This is a genomic window from Streptomyces hyaluromycini (assembly GCF_002217755.1).
Lineage (GTDB): Bacteria > Actinomycetota > Actinomycetes > Streptomycetales > Streptomycetaceae > Streptomyces > Streptomyces hyaluromycini.
In genome coordinates, this window is record NZ_BCFL01000033.1 from 42,933 (window position 1) to 65,666 (window position 22,734).

General features: G+C 72.1%; 15 protein-coding genes. 8 read left to right on the forward strand and 7 right to left on the reverse strand.

What is annotated here, in order from left to right:
* Window position 1 precedes the first annotated feature (1 nt).
* The 6 genes from SSP29_RS43945 to SSP29_RS43970 form a co-directional block, all read right to left on the reverse strand.
* Entirely contained in the window at window positions 2–2,194 is a 2,193-nt protein-coding gene (locus SSP29_RS43945; protein ID WP_089106585.1) for a bifunctional glycosyltransferase family 2 protein/CDP-glycerol:glycerophosphate glycerophosphotransferase, read from the reverse strand.
* A gap of 124 nt (window positions 2,195–2,318) precedes the next feature.
* A complete protein-coding gene (locus SSP29_RS43950; RefSeq protein WP_089106586.1) occupies window positions 2,319–4,589 on the reverse strand; it encodes a bifunctional glycosyltransferase/CDP-glycerol:glycerophosphate glycerophosphotransferase in 2,271 nt (756 codons plus the stop codon).
* A 175-nt stretch (window positions 4,590–4,764) separates the two neighbouring features.
* A complete protein-coding gene (locus SSP29_RS43955) occupies window positions 4,765–5,604 on the reverse strand; it encodes a carbohydrate ABC transporter permease (protein WP_150136100.1) in 840 nt (279 codons plus the stop codon).
* The gene (locus SSP29_RS43960) at window positions 5,601–6,932 is read right to left on the reverse strand and encodes a carbohydrate ABC transporter permease (RefSeq protein ID WP_089106588.1); all 1,332 of its coding nucleotides are present in this window, start codon (window positions 6,930–6,932) and stop codon (window positions 5,601–5,603) included. Before SSP29_RS43960 ends, SSP29_RS43955 begins: the two co-directional genes overlap by 4 nt.
* Before the next feature lie 7 nt (window positions 6,933–6,939).
* Window positions 6,940–8,316, reverse strand: coding sequence for an ABC transporter substrate-binding protein (locus SSP29_RS43965; RefSeq protein ID WP_089106589.1), 1,377 nt, complete (start codon window positions 8,314–8,316; stop codon window positions 6,940–6,942).
* Window positions 8,317–8,520: 204 nt separating this feature from the next.
* Complete coding sequence (locus SSP29_RS43970) at window positions 8,521–12,279, reverse strand: FHA domain-containing protein (RefSeq protein WP_089106590.1); 3,759 nt, start codon at window positions 12,277–12,279, stop codon at window positions 8,521–8,523.
* Window positions 12,280–12,699: 420 nt separating this feature from the next.
* On the opposite strand from SSP29_RS43970, the gene SSP29_RS43975 reads away from it, so the two are divergent.
* From SSP29_RS43975 to SSP29_RS43990, 4 genes are all read left to right on the forward strand, one after another.
* Complete coding sequence (locus SSP29_RS43975; RefSeq protein WP_089106591.1) at window positions 12,700–14,463, forward strand: serine/threonine-protein kinase; 1,764 nt, start codon at window positions 12,700–12,702, stop codon at window positions 14,461–14,463.
* A gap of 111 nt (window positions 14,464–14,574) precedes the next feature.
* The gene (locus SSP29_RS43980) at window positions 14,575–15,807 is read left to right on the forward strand and encodes a serine/threonine-protein kinase (RefSeq protein ID WP_089106592.1); all 1,233 of its coding nucleotides are present in this window, start codon (window positions 14,575–14,577) and stop codon (window positions 15,805–15,807) included.
* Between the two features lie 490 nt (window positions 15,808–16,297).
* On the forward strand, window positions 16,298–17,404 hold the full coding sequence (gene prfB, locus SSP29_RS43985) for a peptide chain release factor 2 (RefSeq protein ID WP_089106593.1): 1,107 nt from the start codon (window positions 16,298–16,300) through the stop codon (window positions 17,402–17,404).
* Between the two features lie 301 nt (window positions 17,405–17,705).
* Window positions 17,706–18,326 (forward strand): hypothetical protein, encoded by a 621-nt coding sequence (locus SSP29_RS43990; protein WP_089106594.1) that lies wholly within the window; start codon window positions 17,706–17,708, stop codon window positions 18,324–18,326.
* A gap of 134 nt (window positions 18,327–18,460) precedes the next feature.
* Here the strand turns inward: SSP29_RS43990 and SSP29_RS57605 are convergent, their stop codons facing one another.
* On the reverse strand, window positions 18,461–18,655 hold the full coding sequence (locus SSP29_RS57605; RefSeq protein WP_089106595.1) for a hypothetical protein: 195 nt from the start codon (window positions 18,653–18,655) through the stop codon (window positions 18,461–18,463).
* A 257-nt stretch (window positions 18,656–18,912) separates the two neighbouring features.
* Here SSP29_RS57605 and ftsE point away from each other — a divergent pair, with 257 nt between their 5' ends.
* From ftsE to smpB, 4 genes are all read left to right on the forward strand, one after another.
* Window positions 18,913–19,602: a cell division ATP-binding protein FtsE gene (ftsE, locus tag SSP29_RS57610; protein ID WP_059203505.1), complete on the forward strand. Its 690-nt coding sequence runs from the start codon at window positions 18,913–18,915 to the stop codon at window positions 19,600–19,602.
* A gap of 35 nt (window positions 19,603–19,637) precedes the next feature.
* Window positions 19,638–20,555 carry a permease-like cell division protein FtsX gene (ftsX, locus tag SSP29_RS44005; protein ID WP_089106596.1) on the forward strand — a complete coding sequence of 306 codons (918 nt, stop codon included), beginning with the start codon at window positions 19,638–19,640 and terminating at the stop codon, window positions 20,553–20,555.
* Window positions 20,556–20,623: 68 nt separating this feature from the next.
* Window positions 20,624–21,793 (forward strand): S41 family peptidase, encoded by a 1,170-nt coding sequence (locus SSP29_RS44010; protein WP_150136104.1) that lies wholly within the window; start codon window positions 20,624–20,626, stop codon window positions 21,791–21,793.
* A 69-nt stretch (window positions 21,794–21,862) separates the two neighbouring features.
* On the forward strand, window positions 21,863–22,405 hold the full coding sequence (gene smpB / locus SSP29_RS44015) for an SsrA-binding protein SmpB (RefSeq protein WP_089106598.1): 543 nt from the start codon (window positions 21,863–21,865) through the stop codon (window positions 22,403–22,405).
* Window positions 22,406–22,734 lie beyond the last annotated feature (329 nt).

The following is a 22,734-nucleotide window of genomic DNA, read 5'->3' on the forward strand; positions in this document are numbered from 1 at the left end:
GTCAGCTCCTGACGAGGGTCGCGGCCGGGGCGGGCAGGCGTTCGGCGAGCGGGATCACCGTCGGGATCTCCTCCGGCGGGCGGCCGAGGAACACCCGCCGTACGACCCGCTCGGCGGCCAGTCCGTCGTCGAACTGGCAGAAGCGGGAACGGAACCCGGCCCGCAGCTGCCTGGACTCCGGGCCCAGGTAGGAGCCGTCGCGGAAGATCCGGGCCAGTTCCTCCGGGGTGCGGGCGACCGGTCCCGGCGGCTCGGCCATCAGGTCGAAGCAGACGCCCCGGGTCTGCCGGTAGACCTCCCAGTCGTCGGCGTAGACGACGATCGGCCGGTCCAGGTTGGCGTAGTCGAACATGATGGAGGAGTAGTCGGTGACCAGCGCGTCCGCGGCCAGGCACACGTCCTCGGCGGAGCGGTGCGCGGTGACGTCGATGACCCGGCCGGTGCCCGCCGAGCGGCCCCGGTCGTAGAAGTAGTGCGCGCGCAGGAGCACGACGACGTCCTCGCCGGCCGCCTCGCAGAACGCCTCCAGGTCGAGGCCGGGCTCGAAGCCGGTGTGGTGGTCGCGGTGGGTGGGGGCGTACAGCACGGCCGTCCTGCCGTCCGGGACGCCCAGCCTGCGGCGGGCCCGGACCACGTCGTGGGCGGTCGCCGTGTAGTAGACGTCGTTGCGCGGATAGCCGTACTCCAGCGTCCGGTACGAGCCGGGGAAGGCGCGTTCCCACGTCTGGGTGGAGTGGCGGTTGGAGGAGAGGTTGAAGTCCCAGCGGTCGACGCGGCCGAGGAGCTTGGTGAAGCTGCCGGTCTGCGCGGCGACCACCGGGTACGTCGACTGGTCGACGCCCATCTTCTTCAGCGGGGTGCCGTGCTGCGTCTGGACGTGGACACTGCCGGGCCGCTTGACGACGCCCTCGGCGAAGTTGGCGTTGTTGACTAGGTACTTGGCGCGGGCCAGCACCTGCCAGTACCGGCGGCTGCCGATCACCGCGTACTCGACGTCCTGCGGCACGGTGTGCTCCTGGCCGGCCTCGACCAGGAACACCGAGCGGATGTGCGGGGCGAGTTCGCGGGCCACGGCGTGGATCGCGGCCGGGTTGCAGACGTAACCGCGCCCCCAGTACGCGCAGTACACGGCGAGGTTCGCGTCCAGCGGGCGGCGCAGGTCGAGGGCGTACCGCAGCCGGGTGAGCGGCATGTGCGGGCGGGGCAGCCGCCCGGCCGCCCCGGCCGTGACTCGGTTGGCACCGCGCAGCACGCGGAACGCCGTGTACGCGCCCGCCGCGAGCAGCCGGTGCTGGACCCCCACACTCCCGCCCGGCATCCGGAACCCGTCCGGGCGGTGCGTGCGGTGCAGCCAGGCCGCCCGCCGGAAGAACGCCCGGTGCCCGGACGGCATCCGGTCCGGCCGTGCGGCCATCTTCAGCACCACCCCGAAGACCTGCTCGAACAGTGCCCGCGCCCGCTCGCCGGGCAGCCCGGCGGCCCGTTCCAGCACCAGCTCCGCCTGGTCGAGGAGGTCCCGCTGGTGCGGCCCGGGCAGGTTCAGCCGGCTGCCCTGCCGGCGCAGCCGGTGCCGTACGACCACCGAGCGCAGCACCGCGATCCGCTCGGCGGCGGCGGTGGTCAGGCCGCCCCAGCCGAGGTCCGTGAAGTGCCCGTCCGGAAAGGCCAGCCTCCGTTCGGCCAGGAAGGAACGGCGGTAGACCGTGCTCCAGGCCGGCAGGGCCACGCCTGTCAGCCGGGGCGCCCGGTCCGGGGGGAACGCGCCGTTCGGGACGCCCGTCAGCAGGGGGGCCGCCGGGTTCGTCGGCTCGCCCTCCCACCAGGGCGTCCGCTCGTGCTCGGCGTACAGGACGTCCACGTCACCGGTCTCGGCGAGCCGGGCGTCGAGCAGCGCCAGCGCGCCCGGGACCAGTACGTCGTCGCCGTCGAGGAACAGCAGATACGTGCCGTGCGCCGCCCGCATCCCGGTGTTCCGGGCCCCGCTCAGCCCGGCCGACGGCGGCGAGTGCACCGGGGCCACCCGGGAGTCCCGCTCGGCGTAGGCGGCGGCGACCGAGGCGGCCGGGACGTCGGGCGCGTCGCAGACCGGGATCAGCTCCAGGTCGCCGAAGGACTGGGCGAGGACCGAGTCCAGCGCCTGGGACAGCCGGCCGGCGACCCCGTGGGACGGGACGATGATGCTGAAGCGGGGCATGCTGCTCTTTCTCAGGTGTGCATGCGGCCCGGCCTTCCCGTCGGTCGCCAGGTGGACGGCCGGGACGGAGTGGGCCGCGAGGTGTTGGGGGGCACGAGGGAACTCCCTGCAAGGCAAACGGCGTTCAGCGGCTCTCGGTGACGGGCAGATGGCCGGAAGGTTGCGGGACGGTGGCCAACGGGGGGTGGGCGAGCCCCGCGGCCGCCGAGGGCACGGGGTGCCGCTGCTCCAGCGGGATGAACTCCGGCAGCCCGGCCGGCTCGCCGAGCACCACGTGCCGGACCACCCGCTCGGCGGCGCGGCCGTCGTCGTACCGGCAGAACCGCTCGCGGAACGCGGCGCGCAGCTGGGCGGAGCGGGAGCCGCGCCAGTGGCCGGTGGCGAAGATGTCGATGAGCTCGTCCTCGGTGCGGGCGACCGCGCCGGGCGGGGTGGAGCGCAGGTCGAAGTAGGTGCCGCGGGCCGCGTGGTAGGCGTCCCAGTCCTCGGTGTGCACGACGATCGGCCGGTCCAGGTTGGCGTAGTCGAACATGATCGACGAGTAGTCGGTGACCAGCGCGTCCGCGGCCAGGCAGAGGGACTCCACACTGGGGTGGCCGCTGACGTCGATCACCCGGCCGCCGTGTTCGCTCGCCGCGAGCGGGCCGCCGTGCCAGTAGTGGGCGCGGGCCAGGATCACGAACCGCGGGCCGAGGCGGCGCACGATCCGGTCCAGGTCGAGGGCGGGGCGCTGGGTGCGCCGGTAGTCGCGGTGGGTGGGCGCGTACAGCAGGGCGACCGAGCCCTCGGGGACGCCGAGCGACTCCCGGATCCGGGTGACATCGGCCGAGGTGGCCTGCTGGAAGACGTCGTTGCGCGGATAGCCGTATTCGAGGGTCCGGTATCCGCCGGGGTAGACGCGCTCCCAGGTCAGGGTGGTGTGGCGGTTCGCGGACAGGACGTAGTCCCACTTGTCGACGCCCCGCAGGAGCTCCTCGAAGTCCATGCCGGCGGCGGCCGCCGGATGTTCCTGGAGGTCCAGGCCCATGTGCTTGAGGGGGGTGCCGTGCTGGGTCTGCACGAACACCTGGCCGGGGCGCTTCCTCAGCCGCCGGTCGAAGTTGACGTTGTTGACCAGGTACTTGGAGCGGGCCAGCGCCGTCCAGTAGCCGAAGGTGCCCGGCCGCAGCCGGCGCGGGCCCGGCGGGATCGTGTGGTGGTGTTCCGGGCGGGCGATCCAGGCGGTGCGGATGTGCGGGGCGTGGGTGCGGAACGCCTCCTCCAGCGCGCCCGGATTGCAGCCGTGGCCGCGGTTCCAGTAGGCGGCGAAGACCGCGCGGTCGGCGCGCAGCGGGAGGCGCAGCTGGACCCGGTAGTGCAGCTGGAGCAGCGCCGAGCGCAGGCCGCGGACGGACTTGACGCCGGCCTTGAGGGCGCGGCGGCGGGCGGACATCGCCAGCTGGAGCGCGCCGTAGGTGCGGTGCAGGCCGTAGTGGACGAGGGCATGGCGGAGCCGGGTGCGCAACGGCACCGGGGCGCCCTTGGCCCGGTAACGGCGGTAGTGGGCGCGGGCCGTGCGCAGGAACTCGGCGCGGCTGCCCTTCGGGAGCCGGTCCCGCCTGGTGAACACCGTGGTGAAGTGGTCGACCATCCTGCGGAACAACACCGGCCGCCAGCGCGCCAGTTCGGGCCGCTCCTCGATGAACGCGAAGACCCGGTCGTACTGGTCGAAGATGTCGAAGTGCCGGCGGCTCCTGGTGCCGAGGATGCTGCCCTGCCGCCGCTGCCGGTAGTGCACACAGACCCGGTCGAGGGTCGCGATCGACCCGGCGGTCATCAGGGCCGGGTAGGTCCAGGGGGTGTCCTCGTAGTAGCCGGGCGGGAAGGCGAAGCCGTTCTCCTCGACGAACTCCCGCCGGTACGCCTTGTTCCAGGCGACCATGAGCACGCGGAGCAGGCCGGGCCGGTCTTCGAGCCGGAACGGTGCCGGACCCTGCTCGGTCAGCTGCAACGCGACCTTGTTGCGCTCCGCCCGGCCCGTCCAGAACGTCCGCGCGTAGTCGTACACGAGGACGTCCGGATCGCCGGTCTCCTTGATCCGGTCGGCGATCGCCCGCAGCGCGTCCGGCGTGAGCGTGTCGTCGCTGTCCAGGAAGAGCAGGTAGTCGCCGCGCGCCTGCGCCATCCCCGCGTTGCGGGCGCCGCCCAGACCCTGGTTCTCCGGCAGGTGCAGGGCCTTCACGCGCGCGTCCCGGGCCGCGTACTCGTCGATGATCGTGCCGCAGGCGTCCGGTGAGCAGTCGTCGACGGCGATCAGTTCCAGATCGGGGTACGACTGCGAGAGCACCGAGTCCAGGCACTCGGGCAGATACGCCTGGACCTGGTACGCGGGGACAATGACACTGAACCTGGGCAAGGGACATCCATGGGTCGGTCGGCGCGGGCGTTCTGCCCGGGAACGGCCAATGGAGTGATTCGGTTACGGTTCGCTACGTCATGTGGGTTACGTTCCGTGAGCGGACAGGGGCGAGCCGATGGCCGACTCGCCCCTTTCGGGAGCCCCTTGTGCAGTCTTGTGTGGTCTTGTGCGGTTATTTGACCGCGCCCGCCATCACCCCCGACACGAACTGCCGCTGGAACGCGAAGAACACGGCCAGCGGGATCACCATCGAGATGAACGCGCCGGGCGCGAGGACGTCGACGTTGTTGCCGAACTGGCGTACCTGGGTCTGGAGCGCGACCGTGATCGGCTGGGTGCCCGACTTGGTGAACACCAGCGCGACCAGCATGTCGTTCCACACCCACAGGAACTGGAAGATGCCCAGGCTCGCGATCGCCGGCCCGCCGAGCGGCATCACCACCCGGGTGAACACGCGCAGTTCACCGGCGCCGTCGAGACGGGCCGCCTCCAGCAGCTCCCGCGGGATCTCCGCGAAGAAGTTCCGCAGCAGGAACACCGCGAACGGCAGACCGAAGCCGACGTGGAAGAGGACCACCCCGAAGATCGTCCCGAACAGGCCGATCCTGCCGAAGAGTTCGGCGATCGGGATCAGCGCCACCTGGACCGGCACGACCAGCAGACTGACCACGGTCAGGAACCACCAGTCCCGGCCCGGGAACTCCAGCCACGCGAACGCGTAACCGGCCAGCGCCCCGATGACCACGACCAGGACCGTCGCCGGGACGGTGATCAGGACCGTGTTCCAGAGGGAGTTGGTGATGTCGCTGTTCTCCAGGAGCTTCTGGTAACTGTCGAACGTCAGCTGGGACGGCTTGGCGAACACGTGCCACCAGCCGCTCGCGCTCATGTCCTCCGGCGACCGCAGCGAGGACGCGAGCAGCCCGATCGTCGGCACCAGCCAGAACAGGGCGACGACGATCAGGAAGACCCGCACCAGACCGCCGTTGATCTTCTCCAGCACCCAGCTCATCGCCGCTCCTCCCGCCGCAGCCGCCGCACGTTGAACCACATCACCGGGATCACGAGGAGCAGCAGGAACACCGCGATGGCGCTGGCGATGCCCGGCTGGCCCTCCGAGAAGCCCTTGCGGTACAGCTCCAGGGCGAGCACGTTCGCGTCGTCCTGCGAGGAGCCCGGCGCGATGATGTACACGAGGTCGAAGACCTTCAGCACATTGATCATCAGGGTGACGGTGACCACCGCCAGGACCGGCGCCAGCAGCGGCACGGTGACCTTGCGGAACACCTGCCACTCGGTGGCCCCGTCGACCCGCGCCGCTTCGAGGAGCTCCCGGGGCACACCCGCCAGTCCGGCCGCGATCAGCACCATCGCGAAGCCCGCCCACATCCAGACGTACGAGCCGATGACGGCCGGCGTGACGAGGGACGGGCCGAGCCAGTCGACGCCGTTGTACGGCTGCTTGAAGTTGCTCGCGGGCAGCCGGAGTCGGGCCCCGTCGGCGGAGGCGGGGAGGGTGAAGGTGCCGTTGGCGGCGGCCTTGGCGGAGGCCACCACCTTGCCGTTCCTGACCGCCTCGACACGCATCCCGTCGTAGCCGAGCTCGGACGGGTCGGGGGCGCCGAGGGTGCCGACGCCCTTGCCGCGGGTGAAGTCCTGCCAGGTGGTGCCGGTGATCTTCCCCGGGTCGGGCTTCGCCGCCACGGCCCTCTTCGCACCGCCGGGCATCTGGTCGGGGGCGACGCCGACGAGGGGGAGAGTGACGGTCTGACCGGTGTGGACCGTGGTGCTGGTGATGAAGCCGCCCTGGTCCGGCTTCAGCGGTGACTCGCGGCCCGGGTGGGCGTTGGGGAAGGCGGAGGACTGGGCGAAGGTGTCGTGGATGCCGACCCACACCGCGTTGGCGACGCCCTTGTCCGGGTCCTGGTCGTAGACGAGACGGAAGATGATCCCGGCGGCCAGCATCGAGATCGCCATCGGCATGAAGACGACCAGCTTGAACGCCGTGCCCCAGCGCACCCGTTCGGTCAGCACCGCGAAGATCAGGCCGAGGGCCGTGGAGACCGTCGGCGCGAACACCACCCAGATCACGTTGTTCTTCAGGGCGGTGCGGATGCCGTCGTCCGTGAAGATCGCCTTGTAGTTGTCGAAGCCGGCGAAACCGTCGCCGTTCGCGTTGTAGAAGCTGCGGATCAGCGAGTACCCGATCGGGTAGACCACGAGCGCGCCGAGCAGCACCAGGGCGGGGAGGAGAAAGAGAACCGCCACGGTCCTGCGGGTACCGGTCACGCTCCTGCGGTGGCCAGGAGGAGCGGGGGCCGAGGTCGCGGGTGCGGCCATCGCCGCGTCAGCTCCCGCTGCCGTAGGCGGCCGCCGCGTCCTTCTCCAGCTTGGCCTGGGTGCCCGCTACGTCCGTCGGGTTCTGCAGGAAGTCCTGGAGGTCCTTCCACTCGCCCTTGCCCGGGGTGCCGCCGAACGCCTGCGGGGCCTGGTCGGACATGTCGAAGCGGAAGTCGTCGCCGGACGCGATCAGTGACTTGGCGATCGTGCGCTGCACCTCGTTCGGGTACGCCGAGTTCGGCACGCTCTTGTTCGGCGAGAGGTAGCCGCCGAGCTTCGCCTGGATCGTCGCCGCGTCCGGCGAGGCCAGGAACTTCGCCAGCGCCTGGGCGCCCTTGGAGTCCTTGAAGACGACCGCCGCGTCACCGCCGGAGACCACGGGCGCGGTCGAGCCGACGGCCGGGAACGGGAACACCTTCGCGTCCGTGCCCACCTTCGCCTTGGTCTCGCCGATGTTGACCTGCACGAAGTCGCCCTCGTACACCATGGCCGCCTTCGGCTGGTCGCCGCCGGTGAAGGTCTGGGTGACCGAGGCCGGGAACTCCGTCTGCAACGCGCCGGACGCGTTGCCCGCGACGTACCCCTTCTTGCCCCAGATCTGGGCCAGCGTGGTGAGTGCCTGCTTGACGCTCGGGTCAGTCCACTTGATCTTGTGCTGGGCGAGCTGGTCGTACTTCTCCGGGCCCGCCTGGGAGAGGTAGACGTTCTCGAACCAGTCGGTCAGTGTCCAGCCGTCGGCGCCGCCGACCGAGAACGGGGTGACCCCCGAGTCGTACACCGCCTGCGCCGTCGTCAGCAGGTCCTGCCAGGTCTTGGGCTCCTTGGCGCCCGCGTTCTCGAAGACCTTGGCGTTGTACCAGACCAGCGACTTGTTGGCGGCCTTGTAGTAGACGCCGTACTGCTTGCCGTCGACCTTGCCGATGTCCTGCCAGCCCTGCGAGTAGTTCTTCTGTACTTCCGTGAGTGTGTCCGCGTCGAGCGGCTTCGCCCAGCCCTTCTGCACGGCCTGCTTGATCGCGCCGGGCTGCGGCAGCAGCGCGATGTCCGGCGGCTGGCCGCCCGCGATCTTCGACCCCAGGAAGTTGATGATCGGGTCCTGGGCGGGCACGAAGGTGACCTTCGCGCCGGTGCGCTTCTCGAACTCCGCGAGCACCTGCTTGAAGTTCTTCTGCTCCTGCCCGGTCCAGACGGCGGCCACTTCGAGAGTGGTGCCGTCGAGCTTCGGCAGGGTGAGGGTGCTGGTCGCGGTGGCGCCGGTGCTGTGGTCGCCGTCGGATTTCTTGTCGCTGCTTCCGCACGCGGTGAGTGCGAGGGATCCCGCGAGCAGTGCGGCGAGTGTGGCGAGGGCCCTGTGTGTCCGGATGGTGTTGCTCATGGCGCGCATCACTTCCCCGTTCGTCGTTCCTCGTTGAACGTCAGAACTCTGTCCCGTGCGCTCCGGTGTACGCGGGGGCCGCGTATGCGGCAAGTGGGCCGACAGGTCAGCGCGGGGGATCGTGATCGCGTCGTGATGGGTGACCGGCGGCCTCGTCCTCAAACTCCCCCAGAGGGGGGGTACCCCCAGACGGGCTGAGAGGGGTGCCCTCACTCACAGAAGTGAAGGGACCTCCACCGCGGAGACCTCCTTCGCCGCTCTCTCCACCGCGCTGGCCAGCAGGGCCAGGTCCGTCGGGCCGTTGCCCAGTTCGCGGATCGGGCGGCGGGCCGGGGGGTCGCCCATGCGGTGCCAGTCGAGGGGGACCACCGTGGGGCGCTGGGTCGCCGTGCGGGGGATACGGCCCGTGACGCGGCCCGTCTGGAACGCCGTGGTCCGGCCGTCCGGTGTGGTCAGGCGGCCACGGCCCGGCGCCGGTTCGTCGGGGCCGCCGGCCGGTGTGTCCAGGGTGATGCGCAGGGTGGCCTGCCGGGCCGGTTCCGTCTCCGCCGTACGGCCGCCCGTGCCGGCCGCCGCCACCAGGTGCACGCCGAGCCGGTCGCCCTCCTTCGCCACCGCCTCCAGCGCCCGCATCACGGAACCCGCGGCCGGCCGGCCCGGTGAACCGAGGGCGGGGGAGACCAGGGCGTCCAGGTCGTCGACCACGACCACGAGACGGGGGAGCGGGGGCGGCGCCTCGGTACGCCCGCGGGCCGCGGCGCCGGCCGACGGGCGCAGCCGGAGCGTCGAGCTCGGCGGGGCCTCTATGTCGGCCGCGCCCGAGACGGCGGGGCGGGCGCGCTGCGGGACGATACGGCCGGAGATCTCCCGCTGCGCGTGCCAGTCGGTGAAGTCGGAGCGGCCCAGCAGCTCGGCCCGCCGCTTCAGCTCGGCGCTCAGCGACTGCGCCAACTCCCGCATCCGCACCGGGTCGTTGGCGGTGAGGTGGGTCGTGACATGCGGTATGTCCGTACAGACCCGCAGGCCCTCGCCGTGCCCGGCACCCGTGCCGACGCCGTCGCGGCCGTCGATCAGGACGATCCCGAGCCGGTCGGGGCGCTCGGCGGCGGCCAGCGAGGCGACCGTCGCCCGCAGCAGCTCCGTACGGCCGCTGCCGGGCGGGCCCTCGATCAGCAGATGCGGTCCCTCGGCCACCAGGTCGGCGGTGAGCGGGCCGCGCGGTCCGGCGCCGAGCACCGCCCGGGCCCGGCCGCCCAGCGACTCGGTGTCGTCGGCCGCGTCCGCCCAACGGGCCATCAGGGACGCCGGGGTGGCCCTCGCCAGCCCCAACTCGTCCAGCAGGCGGGCGGACTGGGGGAGCGGGGCGGCCATGCGCGTGTGCCGGTCGCCGCCCGGGCCGTCGGGGCGCAGCGGGGCCAGCGCCCTCGCGAACCGCTCGGCCCAGGCGGGGGAGACCGCGTCCACCGCGGCCAGGGTGCCGGGGCCGACCGGGCCGGCGTGACCGCCGGGACCGGCGGAGACTCGCATGAGGTGCAGTGCCGTCGCCACGTCCCCGCTGAGCAGGGCAACCGCCCCGCACTCCCGGAACGTCGGCGTCACCGCGCACGCCTCCTCGTAGGTCCGGGCGACCGGGGAGGCGGACGAGGTGGGAGCCGTCTCCGCGAGGCATATCACGTGCACTCCGGCACGGGGGCCGGCCACGGTCAGCCGCGCCACCGCCTCGCGCAGCGCGGAGCCGCCGGGATCGCCGTCCACGACGACGACCGTGTACGACCCCGGGAAGCCGCCCCTGCCGTCGTCGGCGCCGAGGTCGTCACGCGCCCAGGAGGGGCGGTGGGCGGCTTCGGCGGGCGGGGCGTCCGCTGCCGTACGGGCGGGTGCGGTTGCCTGCGCCGGGACCGGTGCCGGGCGGTCGGACGGGGTGGCCGGCCTTCGGGGAGCGGACAGCTCCTCCGTCCGCCGCAGCAGCTCCTCCACGCGGGCCGCGGCCTGCTCGCGGTCATAGGCGAGCAGCAGGCGGCAGTCCTGGCCGTGCCCCGGGCGGACGTGCGGGAGCCAGCCGAGCCAGGACCACTCGGCCGTGCGCTCCTCCAGGGGGCGGGCCCGGTCCGCGCTGATCAGCACGATCTCCAGCAGGTCGGGCGAGTGCAGGGCGGCGAGCTGGGCCAGGACCGCGCGGGCGAGGCCGGCCAGGCGGGTGCGCGGGCCGGCCAGGCCGAGGGCGCCGGCCTCGCGCAGATCGGCGGTGACCGGGACGGCGGGGAGCAGGCCCGAGCCGTCGGGTGCCGAGCGGTCCGCCGTGCCCAGCCGGACGGTGAGCGTCTCCGGGTGGCCGGGGCCGCGCTCCCAGAGGCGGGGGCCGGGGCCGAGCGCGGTCAGCAGCAGGGCGGCCGGGTCGGGCCAGGTCTCGGGCTGGGCGGGAACACCGGCGGACGCGGCGGCGCCGTCCTGCGTCGCACCCTCGTCGTCGGCGGCCGACGCGGGCTCGCCGCGCCCACCGGCCAGCCGCCGCGCCCAGGCTCCGAGCCCGCCGCGCCTGCGGGCACCGGGCAGGGCGGGGGCGTCGGTACCGCGCAGGGGGGTGCCCTTGCGCCTGCCGGAGGGGGCGGAGACTTCGGGGGAGGTGTCGGCGAAGGTGCTGTCGTCGGAGGCGGAGAGGGAAGGGGCGGAGGCGGGGGCCGCGGGGCGGGTCTCGCCGGAACCCCTGGTGCTACCGGTGCCTCCGGAGGAGCTCGGGCCGCCGAGGACTCCGGATCGGCCGGCATGCGTGTCGCCCGAGCTGTGCCTGACGGCGGTGCCGTGTGCAGTGCTGTGCGCAGTGCTGTGCGCGGTGCCGGGGCCCTGCGCCGCGCCGGGGCCGTGGGAGGGGATGGGGCCGGGCGCGGTGCCCGGTCCGGGGGCGGCGGCGGAACCGCCGCGCGGGCCCGGCAGCGTGCCGTGACTGCCGGCCGACGGGTATCCGTGGCGGTCGCCGTCGTCCCCGTGCTCGGCCGACGGGAACCTGCCCGGGTGCCCGTCGTGCCCGGCCGACGGTTCGGTTTCCCGTCCGGTCCGCGCGGTCCGAGGCGTTCCGTCACCTCGGCCGGCCGCCGGCAGCCCGCCCCGGCTCTCGATCCCCGGCGCGTCCCCCTGTGCCGGTACGACCGGTGGCTCCGCCGGGCCGTGCTCCTGGCCCCCGGCCGCCCCGCCCGCGGCTCCCCAGCCCGCGGTGCCGTAGGCGTGATGGGTGCGGCCCGCCGGAGCGGCCGTACCGCTCCCGGGGTCGGCGGAACCGTCGGCGGCGGCCCCCTCGCCCCCCGTCAGCACCCGCACGCACCCCTCCCCGTCGGGTGCCGTGCCCACCCGGGCCCCCGGTCCCCCGGACGGCGTAAGCCGCAGGGCGGACTCCCCGATGCGCAGGAGCGAGCCCGGGGTGAGGCGGACCGGGTGGTCGGTGACGCGGGTGCCGTCCAGGGCGGTGCCGTTGGTGGAGTTCAGGTCGGCGACCGAGACCCGGCCGTCCGCGGCGACCGTGACCGCGCAGTGCAGCCGGGAGACGTCCGGGTCGTCGAGCGGGACGTCGGCGTCGGCGGAGCGGCCGATGGTGATCTGGCCGCCGTGCAGGAGGTGGACCCCGCCCGCGTCCGGGCCGGCGATCACGTGCAGCTGGGTCGGGGCGTCGTCCAGCTCGGGGTGCGGCTCGGGGGCCGCGGGCGCGCCCAGGGACAGCACCGCGCCGTCGACCAGCGGGGGCTCGCCCAGGATGCGGCGGCGGGCGTCCAGCCGCTCCACCCCGGCGTAGAGCACGACCGGGGCACCGCTCGGCTCACGGCCGCCCAGGCTGCCGTCCCCGGTGACCGCCGAGGCCAGCCCCGACGCCACCGCGGCCAGGTCCGTGCCCGCCGGCGCCGTCACCAGCACGTCGCGGCTCACGGCCCGGCCCCGCTGCGCGGCAGGGCCCAGCGGGTCTACGACGGTCAGCCGGATCTGCATCGCCGTCAGCGGTCCCTTCTGCGCGGGCGCGGAATTCCCCCCACCGCCACGAGCACGTCGGCCAGTTCTGCTGTCAAACGCATCCTCGCACCTGCCACTGACAACGCGCCCACGCCCCGATGGTAAGTGATCTTGATTGGTCAGCTCTGCCCCCAAAAGTGCCTGACCAATACCGTGCGGGCGATCACTTGAGATCGGTCACGTCCGAGCCCGGCAACCAGTGGACCGAAGCAAGCGTCTTTCCATCGAACGCAGGCCGGAACGCCAACGTATGGGGATACGTCGGGAACGCTTATCGGCTCCCTACGAGGGAGGGGAAAGCACAGCCGGACGACAGCCCGGTCCCAGGCACCACGGCACTACAGTGGTTCGGACACATGGGTCGGAGACATTCAGCAAGCAGAGCAGGGAGTGCATGACGTGCGGCCGGTAGGCAGCAAGTACCTCCTGGAGGAGCCGCTGGGACGCGGCGCCACCGGTACCGTCTGGCGTGCCCGCCAGCGGGAGACCGCGGGCGCCGAGGCAGCCGTGGCCGGACAGCCCGGCGAGACCGTCGCGATCAAGGTGCTCAAGGAAGAGCTCGCGAACGACCCCGACATCGTGATGCGTTTCCTGCGGGAGCGCTCCGTCCTGCTCCGCCTCACCCACCCGAACATCGTCCGGGTCCGCGACCTGGTCGTCGAAGGCGATCTCCTTGCCCTGGTCATGGACCTCGTCGAGGGCCCCGACCTGCACCGCTACCTGCGCGAGAACGGCCCCTTCACGCCCGTCGCCGCCGCCCTGCTGACGGCCCAGGTGGCCGACGCGCTCGCCGCCAGCCACGCCGACGGCGTCGTGCACCGCGACCTGAAGCCCGCCAACGTGCTGCTCCAGCAGTACAACGGCCAGATGCACCCGCTGCTGACCGACTTCGGCATCGCCCGGCTCGCCGACTCCCCGGGCCTGACCCGCACCCAGGAGTTCGTCGGCACGCCCGCGTACATCGCCCCGGAGTCCGCCGAGGGCCGCCCGCAGACCTCCGCCGTCGACATCTACGGCGCCGGCATCCTGCTGTACGAGCTGGTCACCGGCCGTCCGCCGTTCTCCGGCGGCAGCGCTCTGGAAGTCCTCCACCAGCACCTCAGCGCCGAGCCCCGCCGCCCCTCGACCGTCCCCGACCCGCTGTGGACGGTCATAGAACGCTGCCTGCGCAAGAACCCCGACGAACGCCCCAGCGCCGAGAACCTCGCGCGCGGCCTGCGGGTCGTCGCCGAGGGCGTCGGTGTGCACGCGAACTCCGCGCAGATCGCGGCGGCCGAGGGCGTCGGCGCGCTGCTCGCCCCCGACCCGGCACCGGCCGCCGTGACGGGCGCGGCCGACCCGACCCAGGTGCTGCCGAACACGGGCGCGCCGCTGGGGGCGTACGACCCGAACGCCGCGACCAGCGTCCTGCCGCACACCGGCGGGCCGGTGCCGTTCGGCGCCGCCGACCCGACCGCCGTGCTGCCCAGCACCGGCGCGGCCGACCCGACGGCCGTGCTGCCGCCGATGCCCCAGGGCCAGCCGGGCCAGCCCGGCCAGCAGCAGCCGGAACAGCCGCACCCCTGGCAGACCCAGCTCCGCGCGGCCCGCGACCGCAACGAGCAGACCCAGGTCCAGTACCTCGACCCGGGCGAGGACCCGCTGCGCCGCCGCCCGCAGCGGCAGGTGGCCCGGCCGCAGCAGCAGCCGCCGCGCCAGGCCCCGCAGCAGCAGCCGGTACGCCGGCCGCAGCCGCGAGGCCAGGGCGGGCAGGGCGGACAGGGCGGGTACGGGCAGCAGCCCGCCGGGTACGGCCAGCAGCCGCAGGGCGGCTACGGGCAGCAGCCCGCCGGGTACGGCGGCGGTAGGCCGCAGCAGTACGCCCCGCCGCCGCAGCCCCAGCAGCCCCAGCAGCGCTACGCGCCCCCCGCCGAGCCGCAGCAGCGGGCCCCGCGCGAGCCGCGGCAGCGCAGCGCCAACCCGATGAAGATCCCCGGGCTCGGCTGCCTCAAGGGCTGCCTGTTCCTGGTCGTCATCCTCTTCGTCGCGGGCTGGCTGATCTGGGACCTGACCCCGGTGCACACCTGGGTGGGGCAGGGCAGGGGCTACTGGAGCCAGCTGAAGGACTGGGTGAACTCGGTCAGTAATTTCATCGGCGACCTGGGCAACGGCTCCGGCAACTGACCGCGACTCTGGGGATTTGTCGACACCTGGCGGGTGATTTCCGCCTCCGTGGTGAAGGTTGGCTCGTCGGACGCGTACTTTTGTCGGCAACACGCGTCTGTAGGAGCAGTCTTGGCACGGAAGATCGGCAGCCGGTACACCGCCAACCAGATCCTGGGGCGGGGCAGCGCCGGCACGGTGTGGCTGGGCGAGGGGCCGGAGGGGCCCGTCGCCATCAAGCTGCTGCGCGAGGATCTCGCGTCCGACGAGGAGCTGGTGGGCCGCTTCGTGCAGGAGCGCACGGCGCTGCTGGGCCTTGAGCACCCCCATGTGGTGTCCGTCCGGGACCTCGTCGTCGACGGCAACGACCTCGCCCTCGTCATGGACCTGGTCCGGGGCACGGATCTGCGCACCCGCCTGGACCGGGAGCGGCGCCTCGCCCCCGAGGCGGCCGTCGCGATCGTCGCGGACGTCGCGGACGGGCTGGCGGCGGCGCACGCGGCCGGCGTCGTGCACCGGGACGTCAAGCCGGAGAACGTCCTCCTCGACATGCAGGGCCCGCTCGGGCCGGGCGGCTCCCACCCGGCGCTGCTGACCGACTTCGGCGTCGCGAAGCTCATCGACTCCCCGAAGCGGACCCGCGCCACGAAGATCATCGGTACGCCGGACTACCTGGCCCCGGAGATCGTCGAGGGCCTGCCGCCCCGCGCCTCGGTGGACATCTACGCGCTCGCGACGGTCCTGTACGAGCTGCTGGCGGGCTTCACCCCGTTCGGCGGCGGCCACCCCGGAGCGGTGCTGCGCCGCCACGTGACCGAGACCGTCGTCCCGCTCCCCGGCATCCCCGAGGAGCTCTGGCAGCTGCTCGTCCAGTGCCTGGCGAAGGCGCCGGCCTCGCGGCTGCGGGCGTCCGAGCTGGCCGCGCGGCTGCGGGAGCAGCTGCCGATGCTGGCGGGGATGCCGCCGCTGGACGTGGACGAGCCGGAGACGGACGCGCCGGAGGAGTCCGAGGAGCCGGCCGGTACCGCTCCGGCCGCGGAGGAGCAGCGGGTACGGCGCCGGGGGGCCGTCTCCCTGGTGCCGGGCGCGAAGCCGGACTCCAACCGGGACACGCACACGTCGATGCGGGTGCCGGGTCCCGACGAGCTGGCGGGCGGCGCCCGGGGCACGGCGCGGGTGCCGAGGGCGGCGGGGGCGCCGCGGCCGGGGTCGGCGCGGCATCGCGTGGCGGCTCGCCGACGCAGGGTGACGTTCGCGGTGGCGGGGGTGGTGGTGGCCGCGGCGGTGGGCGTCGGGGCGTGGCTGGCGTCGTCCGGCGACGACTCGGCTCCGCCGCAGGACACGCACAGCACGTCGACGCCGTGAGTCCGCCGACAGCTTTGCCCACCCACCCACCCGACTCGGCAGGCCACAGAGCCACCGCCACGGGGCTCCGCCCCGGACCCCGACAGGAGGCTTGGCGTCCGCCTGGCTCGGTAGGCCACAGAGTCACCGCCACAGGGCTCCGCCCCGGACCCCGACAGGAGGCTTGGCGTCCGCCCGGCTCGGTAGCCCACAGGGCCACCGCCACGGGGCTCCGCCCCGGACCCCGATGGGGGTTCGGGCCCCGTCGGAGGGCTGACGCTCACTCGGCTCGGTAGGCCACAGGGCCACCGCCACGGGGCTCCGCCCCGGACCCTGATAGGAGACTTGGCGTCCGCCCGGCTCGGTAGGGGGCAGGGCCACTGCCACAGGGCTCCGCCCCGGACCCCGGTGAGGGGCCTGGTGTCCTCCTGGCTCGGCCCCCTCGTGGAGCCGGGCGCGTGGGCGATGCCCGTCGGCCATCCTCGCTTGGCGGAGCCGTTACGCTGGAGGCGTGGCAGTCGTCGATGTATCCGAAGAGCTCAAGTCCCTCTCCTCGACCATGGAGTCGATCGAGGCCGTTCTGGACCTCGACAAGCTGAGGGCAGACGTCGCCGTGCTCGAGGAGCAGGCGGCCGCGCCGTCCCTGTGGGACAACCCGGACGAGGCGCAGAAGATCACCAGCAAGCTGAGCCACCTGCAGGCCGAGGTCAGGAAGGCCGAGGGGCTGCGCGGGCGGATCGACGATCTTTCCGTGCTCTTCGAGATGGCCGAGGAGGAGGACGACCCGGACACCCGCGCCGAGGCCGAGTCCGAGCTCGCCGCCGTCAAGAAGGCGCTGGACGAGATGGAGGTCCGCACGCTGCTCAGCGGTGAGTACGACGCCCGTGAGGCGCTCGTGAACATCCGCGCGGAGGCCGGTGGCGTCGACGCCGCCGACTTCGCCGAGAAGCTGCAGCGCATGTACCTGCGCTGGGCCGAGCAGCACGGATACAAGACCGAGCTCATCGAGACGTCGTACGCCGAAGAGGCCGGCATCAAGTCGACCACCTTCGCCGTGCAGGTGCCGTACGCCTACGGGACCCTCTCCGTGGAGCAGGGCACGCACCGGCTCGTCCGGATCTCGCCCTACGACAACCAGGGGCGTCGGCAGACCTCCTTCGCCGGGGTCGAGGTGCTCCCCGTGGTCGAGCAGACCGACCACATCGAGATCGACGAGTCCGAGCTGCGGGTCGACGTGTACCGGTCCTCCGGGCCCGGCGGCCAGGGCGTCAACACCACCGACTCCGCGGTGCGCCTCACCCACCTCCCCACCGGCATCGTCGTCTCCTGCCAGAACGAGCGCTCGCAGATCCAGAACAAGGCCACCGCCATGAACGTTCTGCAGGCCAAGCTGCTGGAGCGGCGCCGGCAGGAGGAGCAGGCCAGGATGGACGCCCTCAAGGGCGACGGCGGCAACTCCTGGGGCAACCAGATGCGGTCGTACGTCCTGCACCCGTACCAGATGGTCAAGGATCTGCGGACCGAGTACGAAGTGGGCAACCCCGAGGCCGTGTTCAACGGCGAGATCGACGGGTTCCTGGAGGCCGGAATTCGCTGGCGCAAGCAGCAGGAGAAGTAACTTTGTCGACTCGCCCACGGTGAGTCGGACTCCTTGGAACTGCCGCCCCAGTGGCGGCAGTTCTCGTTTGTCTGGGTTTTACGTCACACTCACATGCTTCAGGTCCCGGCATTGCGTGCGCAATTGGACATCACGCCCGCAACGGCCTTGACGTTGCTTTGAAAAATGGGAAAGGTGAAGCGTGGCATGCGTATCTCTGGGGCGCATGTGAACCGGGGGGCTTGCGCATCCGTAGCCTTCCCCGTCGATCACGGCCCCAGCGCCGCCATCCTGACGTTCAGCTACTGGGGGTAGCAACCAGATGACCAAGAAGACGCGGATCCGGGTCGCGCGGATAGCCGCCGGCGTCGTGATCGCCGCCGGTGCCTCGCTGACCGCGGCGGGCGCCGCCTCCGCCCTCTCCATCGGCGTCGAGGCCGACGGTACCGGCGTGCAGGTGAACGCCGACCTCGACGGCGATGACTCGCCCGCCCCGACCGACAGCTCCACCGAGATCCCGACCGGCCCGGCCTCGCCGACGGAGGAGCCGCCCTCCAGCACGCCGCCGAGCAGCGAGCCGCCCTCCGAGTCGAGCGCGCCCTCGGACGAGCCCACTCAGCCGACCGACGAGCCCACCGAGCCGACGGACGAGCCGACCACCGACAGCCCGACCGACGGCAGCGGCACGGGCAGCAGCGGCGGCGGCAACAACACCGGCACCGACGGCAACTCGGGCACCTCCGCGCAGGAGGAGGGCACCTCCGCCCTCACCGACACCGGCTCGTCGAACACCCAGGCCCAGGGCGGCGGCGACCAGCTTGCCGAGACCGGTGCCGCGCAGACGGCCTTCCTCATCGTCGGCGCCGCCACGATGATCGCCGGCGGTATCGGCTTCCGCATCCTGCCGCGCCTCATGAGCGGCCGCGGCGGCGCTGCCGCCTGACGGTAGCCGGCCGTTCACGGAGCGCATGCACATCGCACGGCGAAGGGCCCCGAGCAGCAGCTCGGGGCCCTTCGGTCGCTCTGCGCGAGGTTCGTGTCCGAGCCTCGCGACGGAGGCTTCGCGTGTGAGCTTCGTTACGCGGTCTGGTGTGCCGCGAGCAGCGCCACCGCGGCGATCAGCACCGCCAGCAGCCCGATCAGCGCCATCGGGTTCAGACCGCCGAGAAAACTCTCCTGCTGAAGACGCTCGCGGTTGGCACGGCACACGGGGCACCGGCCTTCGCTCACGGGCGCCGCGCAGTTCGCGCACACCAACCGGTCGTACGTCATGCGCTCGCCCTCCTTGCACCGGCCATCGCCTGGACAACGCTCTGCGGAACGAGAACGTTCCCCTCCCACTGTGCCAGGTTCCCCCGGAAAGAGCGCGGCCGTCCGTAGACCTCGCCCGGGTGCTCCGGGGCACTCGGAAGAGACTGCCCCGGAACAAAACCGCACAAGCCTCACCCAACCGTGACCGGCGCCTGCGCTTCCTCACCCGACTCGCGTATGGTCACGCTCATCTACCCCCGGCGACCCGTGGTGCATCCGTGATCCGATTCGACAATGTCTCCAAGGTCTACCCCAAGCAGACCCACCCCGCACTCAGGGATGTCTCCCTGGAAGTGGAGAAGGGTGAGTTCGTCTTCCTCGTGGGATCCTCCGGCTCCGGAAAGTCCACCTTTCTGCGGCTGATCCTCCGCGAGGAGCGGTGCAGCCACGGCCAGGTGCACGTCCTCGGCAAGGACCTCGCCCGTCTCTCCAACTGGAAGGTGCCGCAGATGCGCCGCCAGCTCGGGACGGTCTTCCAGGACTTCCGCCTGCTGCCCAACAAGACGGTCGCCGAGAACGTGGCCTTCGCCCAGGAGGTCATCGGCAAGTCGAAGGGCGAGATCCGCAAGTCCGTGCCCCAGGTGCTCGACCTCGTCGGGCTCGGCGGCAAGGAGGACCGCAGGCCCGGTGAGCTCTCCGGCGGTGAGCAGCAGCGCGTGGCCATCGCGCGTGCCTTCGTGAACCGGCCGAAGCTGCTGATCGCGGACGAGCCCACGGGCAACCTCGACCCGCAGACCTCGGTCGGCATCATGAAGCTCCTCGACCGCATCAACCGCACCGGCACCACCGTGGTGATGGCCACCCACGACCAGAACATCGTGGACCAGATGCGCAAGCGCGTCATCGAGCTGGAGAAGGGCCGCCTCGTCCGCGACCAGGCCCGCGGCGTCTACGGCTACCAGCACTGACCGCGACCGTCCACGGAAAGGCATAACCCGACGCCATGCGCGCCCAGTTCGTACTGTCGGAGATCGGAGTCGGTCTCCGCCGCAATCTGACGATGACCTTCGCGGTCGTCGTCTCGGTCGCCCTGTCCCTGGCGCTCTTCGGTGGCTCTCTTCTGATGAGCGACCAGGTCAACACCATGAAGGGCTACTGGTACGACAAGGTCAACGTCTCGATCTTCCTCTGCAACAAGAGCGACGCCGAGTCGGACCCCAACTGCGCCAAGGGCGCGGTCACCGAGGACCAGAAGAAGCAGATCCAGGCCGACCTCGGCAAGATGTCGGTGGTCGAGAAGGTCACGTACGAGTCCCAGGACCAGGCGTACAAGCACTACAAGGAGCAGTTCGGCGACTCGCCGCTCGCCGACTCCCTCACGCCGGACCAGATGCAGGAGTCGTACCGGATCAAGCTCAAGGACCCGGAGAAGTACCAGGTCGTCGCGACGGCCTTCGACGGCCGTGACGGGGTCCAGTCGGTCCAGGACCAGAAGGGCATCCTCGACAACCTCTTCGGCCTGCTCAACGGCATGAACTGGGCGGCCCGCATGGTCATGGCCCTGATGCTGGTGGTCGCCCTGATGCTGATCGTCAACACGGTGCGCGTCTCCGCGTTCAGCCGTCGGCGCGAGACCGGCATCATGCGCCTGGTCGGCGCCTCCGGCTTCTACATCCAGGCCCCGTTCATCGCGGAGGCCGCCGTCGCCGGCCTGATCGGCGGCACGGTCGCCTGCGGATTCCTGGTGATCGCCCGCTACTTCATCATCGATCACGGCCTGGACCTGTCCCACAAGCTGAACTTGATCAACTTCATCGGCTGGGACGCGGTGTTGACCAAGCTTCCGCTCATCCTCGCAACGAGCCTTCTGATGCCCGCGCTTGCCGCGTTCTTCGCGCTGCGCAAGTACCTGAAGGTGTGACGCATGCCAAGAGGGCCGTACGGGCAACCGCCCGTGCGGCCCTCTTGCCTTGTCCTAGACTCACCGGCATGTCAGGCCGAGAGCTGTTCTGTCAGCCCCGCCGGGTTCGCCGGGGGGCGGCTCTGACGTTGGTGTTCGCAGGGCTGTTGGTGACCGGGGCGGCCACCGGGGCGTTTCCCGATCCCGGGCAGTCCGACCGGAAGACGCCCGCCGGAACCGCCCGTCCGGCCGCCGGGCACGAGGACGTCGCGAAGGCCGCCGCCGAGGCCATGGCCGACGGCGAGTCCCCCATGGAGGCTGCGGAACGCGCCGTCAGCCGCAGCGGGGACCGGTGGGCGGCGGTCTACTCCGAGGGCGAGTACCAGGAGTTCGAGGAAGCGCTCGACGGCCAGTACACGGGCGTGGGGCTGTGGGCCCGGCGGGCGGCGAACGGGCGGATCGACGTGACCAAGGTGCAGGCCGGGTCGCCCGCGGCCGAGGCCGGGGTGAAGAAGGGCGACCGGCTGCGCAGCATCGACGGAGAGGACGTCGACGGGCGGCCCGTCACCGACGTCGTCTCATTACTGCGCGGTGACGCCACCGACGCCCGCGCCGGTACGACCGTCACCCTCGGCCTCCAGCGCGGCACGCGCGCGTGGAGCGAGACAGTGCGCAGGGCGCTGCTGTCCACCGACTCGGTGACCGTGCGCAAGCTGGCCGCGGGCATCACCGTCATCAGGATCTCCGCCTTCACCAAGGGCTCCGGGGAGCTCGTGCGCACCGCCGTACGGCAGGCCCCGGCCGACGCCGGGATCATCCTCGACCTGCGCGGCAACTCCGGCGGCCTGGTCAGCGAGGCCGTCACCGCCGCCTCCGCCTTCCTCGACGGCGGCCTGGTCGCCACCTACGACGTCGACGGCGCCCAGCGTGCCCTGCACGCCGACCCCGGCGGCGACACCGCGAGACCGCTGGTCGCGCTCGTCGACGGCGGCACGATGAGCGCGGCCGAGATGCTCACCGGCGCCCTCCAGGACCGCGGCCGCGCGGTCGTCCTCGGCTCCCGCACCTTCGGCAAGGGCTCCATCCAGATGCCGACCCGCCTCCCCGACGGCTCGGTCGCCGAGCTCACCGTCGGCCACTACCGCACACCCTCCGGTCACACCGTCGACGGCCGGGGCATCACCCCCGACCTGGAGGTGTCCGCCGGGGCGCTGGAGCGGGCGGAGACGGTCCTGAGCGGCCTCGGGGACCCGTCGTAAACAGCCCTTTAACCGCTTCCCCCACACCCCCTCCGTAGTGCGAAAATGGGCAGCACTATGGCCAAGGGAATGTACGTACCGAAAGAGTCCCAGCAGAAGCAGCAGGGGACGGCCGCCAAAGCCCGGGACGGCGAGAAGGGCGGCAAGCGCAAGATCGTCGCGCAGAACAAGAAGGCGCGGCACGACTACGCGATCATCGACACCTACGAGGCCGGCATCGTCCTGTCCGGCACCGAGGTGAAGTCGCTGCGTCAGGGCCGCACCTCGCTGACCGACGGCTTCGTGCAGATCGACGGGAACGAGGCGTGGCTGCACAACGCCCACATTCCCGAGTACAACCAGGGCACCTGGACCAACCACGCGGTGCGGCGCAAGCGCAAGCTGCTGCTGCACCGGGAGGAGATCGACAAGCTGGAGGTCAAGTCCCAGGAGACGGGTCACACGATCGTGCCCCTCGCCATCTACTTCAAGGACGGCCGCGCGAAGGCGGAGATCGCCCTGGCGCGAGGCAAGAAGGAGTACGACAAGCGGCAGACCCTGCGCGAGCAGCAGGATCGCCGGGAGGCGGGGCGCGCCATCGCGGCGGCGAAGCGGCGGCAGCGCGACGCTTAGGGCCTGTCGTTTGGATCATGCCGGCGTCGCGGGGCGTGGCACTCCCCCACTGCCCTAAAGGCGTGGGCGGACCCCCAGCGGCGTTGTCGTCGGTTGTCGACGTCCCCCAGCCTTCGGCCGGGAGGTGCCCCCACCGCGTCGCCCGCCGCGGCAGCGGCTGATCGTCTACGCCTCCTTCGCCTTGCAGCTGCACGCACCACACCCCGCTCGGGTCGGCCGACAGGCCACCGTGAGCCAGGCCGGCCTGATCCAAACGACAGGCCCTGGGGCCACGGGAATGTAGTGGCATCGGCGCGCGTTGGTCACGTACGATGGCACCAACACCGGGG

Bases quoted from the DNA above. Each gene is read 5' to 3' on its own strand.
- SSP29_RS43965 (WP_089106589.1), bottom strand. From the start codon at position 8,316: ATGCGCGCCATGAGCAACACCATCCGGACACACAGGGCCCTCGCCACA.
- smpB (WP_089106598.1), top strand. From the start codon at position 21,863: ATGTACGTACCGAAAGAGTCCCAGCAGAAGCAGCAGGGGACGGCCGCC.
- SSP29_RS57605 (WP_089106595.1), bottom strand. From the start codon at position 18,655: ATGACGTACGACCGGTTGGTGTGCGCGAACTGCGCGGCGCCCGTGAGC.
- SSP29_RS43960 (WP_089106588.1), bottom strand. From the start codon at position 6,932: ATGGCCGCACCCGCGACCTCGGCCCCCGCTCCTCCTGGCCACCGCAGG.
- SSP29_RS44010 (WP_150136104.1), top strand. From the start codon at position 20,624: ATGTCAGGCCGAGAGCTGTTCTGTCAGCCCCGCCGGGTTCGCCGGGGG.
- SSP29_RS43955 (WP_150136100.1), bottom strand. From the start codon at position 5,604: ATGAGCTGGGTGCTGGAGAAGATCAACGGCGGTCTGGTGCGGGTCTTC.
- SSP29_RS43945 (WP_089106585.1), bottom strand. From the start codon at position 2,194: ATGCCCCGCTTCAGCATCATCGTCCCGTCCCACGGGGTCGCCGGCCGG.
- ftsX (WP_089106596.1), top strand. From the start codon at position 19,638: ATGCGCGCCCAGTTCGTACTGTCGGAGATCGGAGTCGGTCTCCGCCGC.
- SSP29_RS43970 (WP_089106590.1), bottom strand. From the start codon at position 12,279: ATGCAGATCCGGCTGACCGTCGTAGACCCGCTGGGCCCTGCCGCGCAG.
- SSP29_RS43990 (WP_089106594.1), top strand. From the start codon at position 17,706: ATGACCAAGAAGACGCGGATCCGGGTCGCGCGGATAGCCGCCGGCGTC.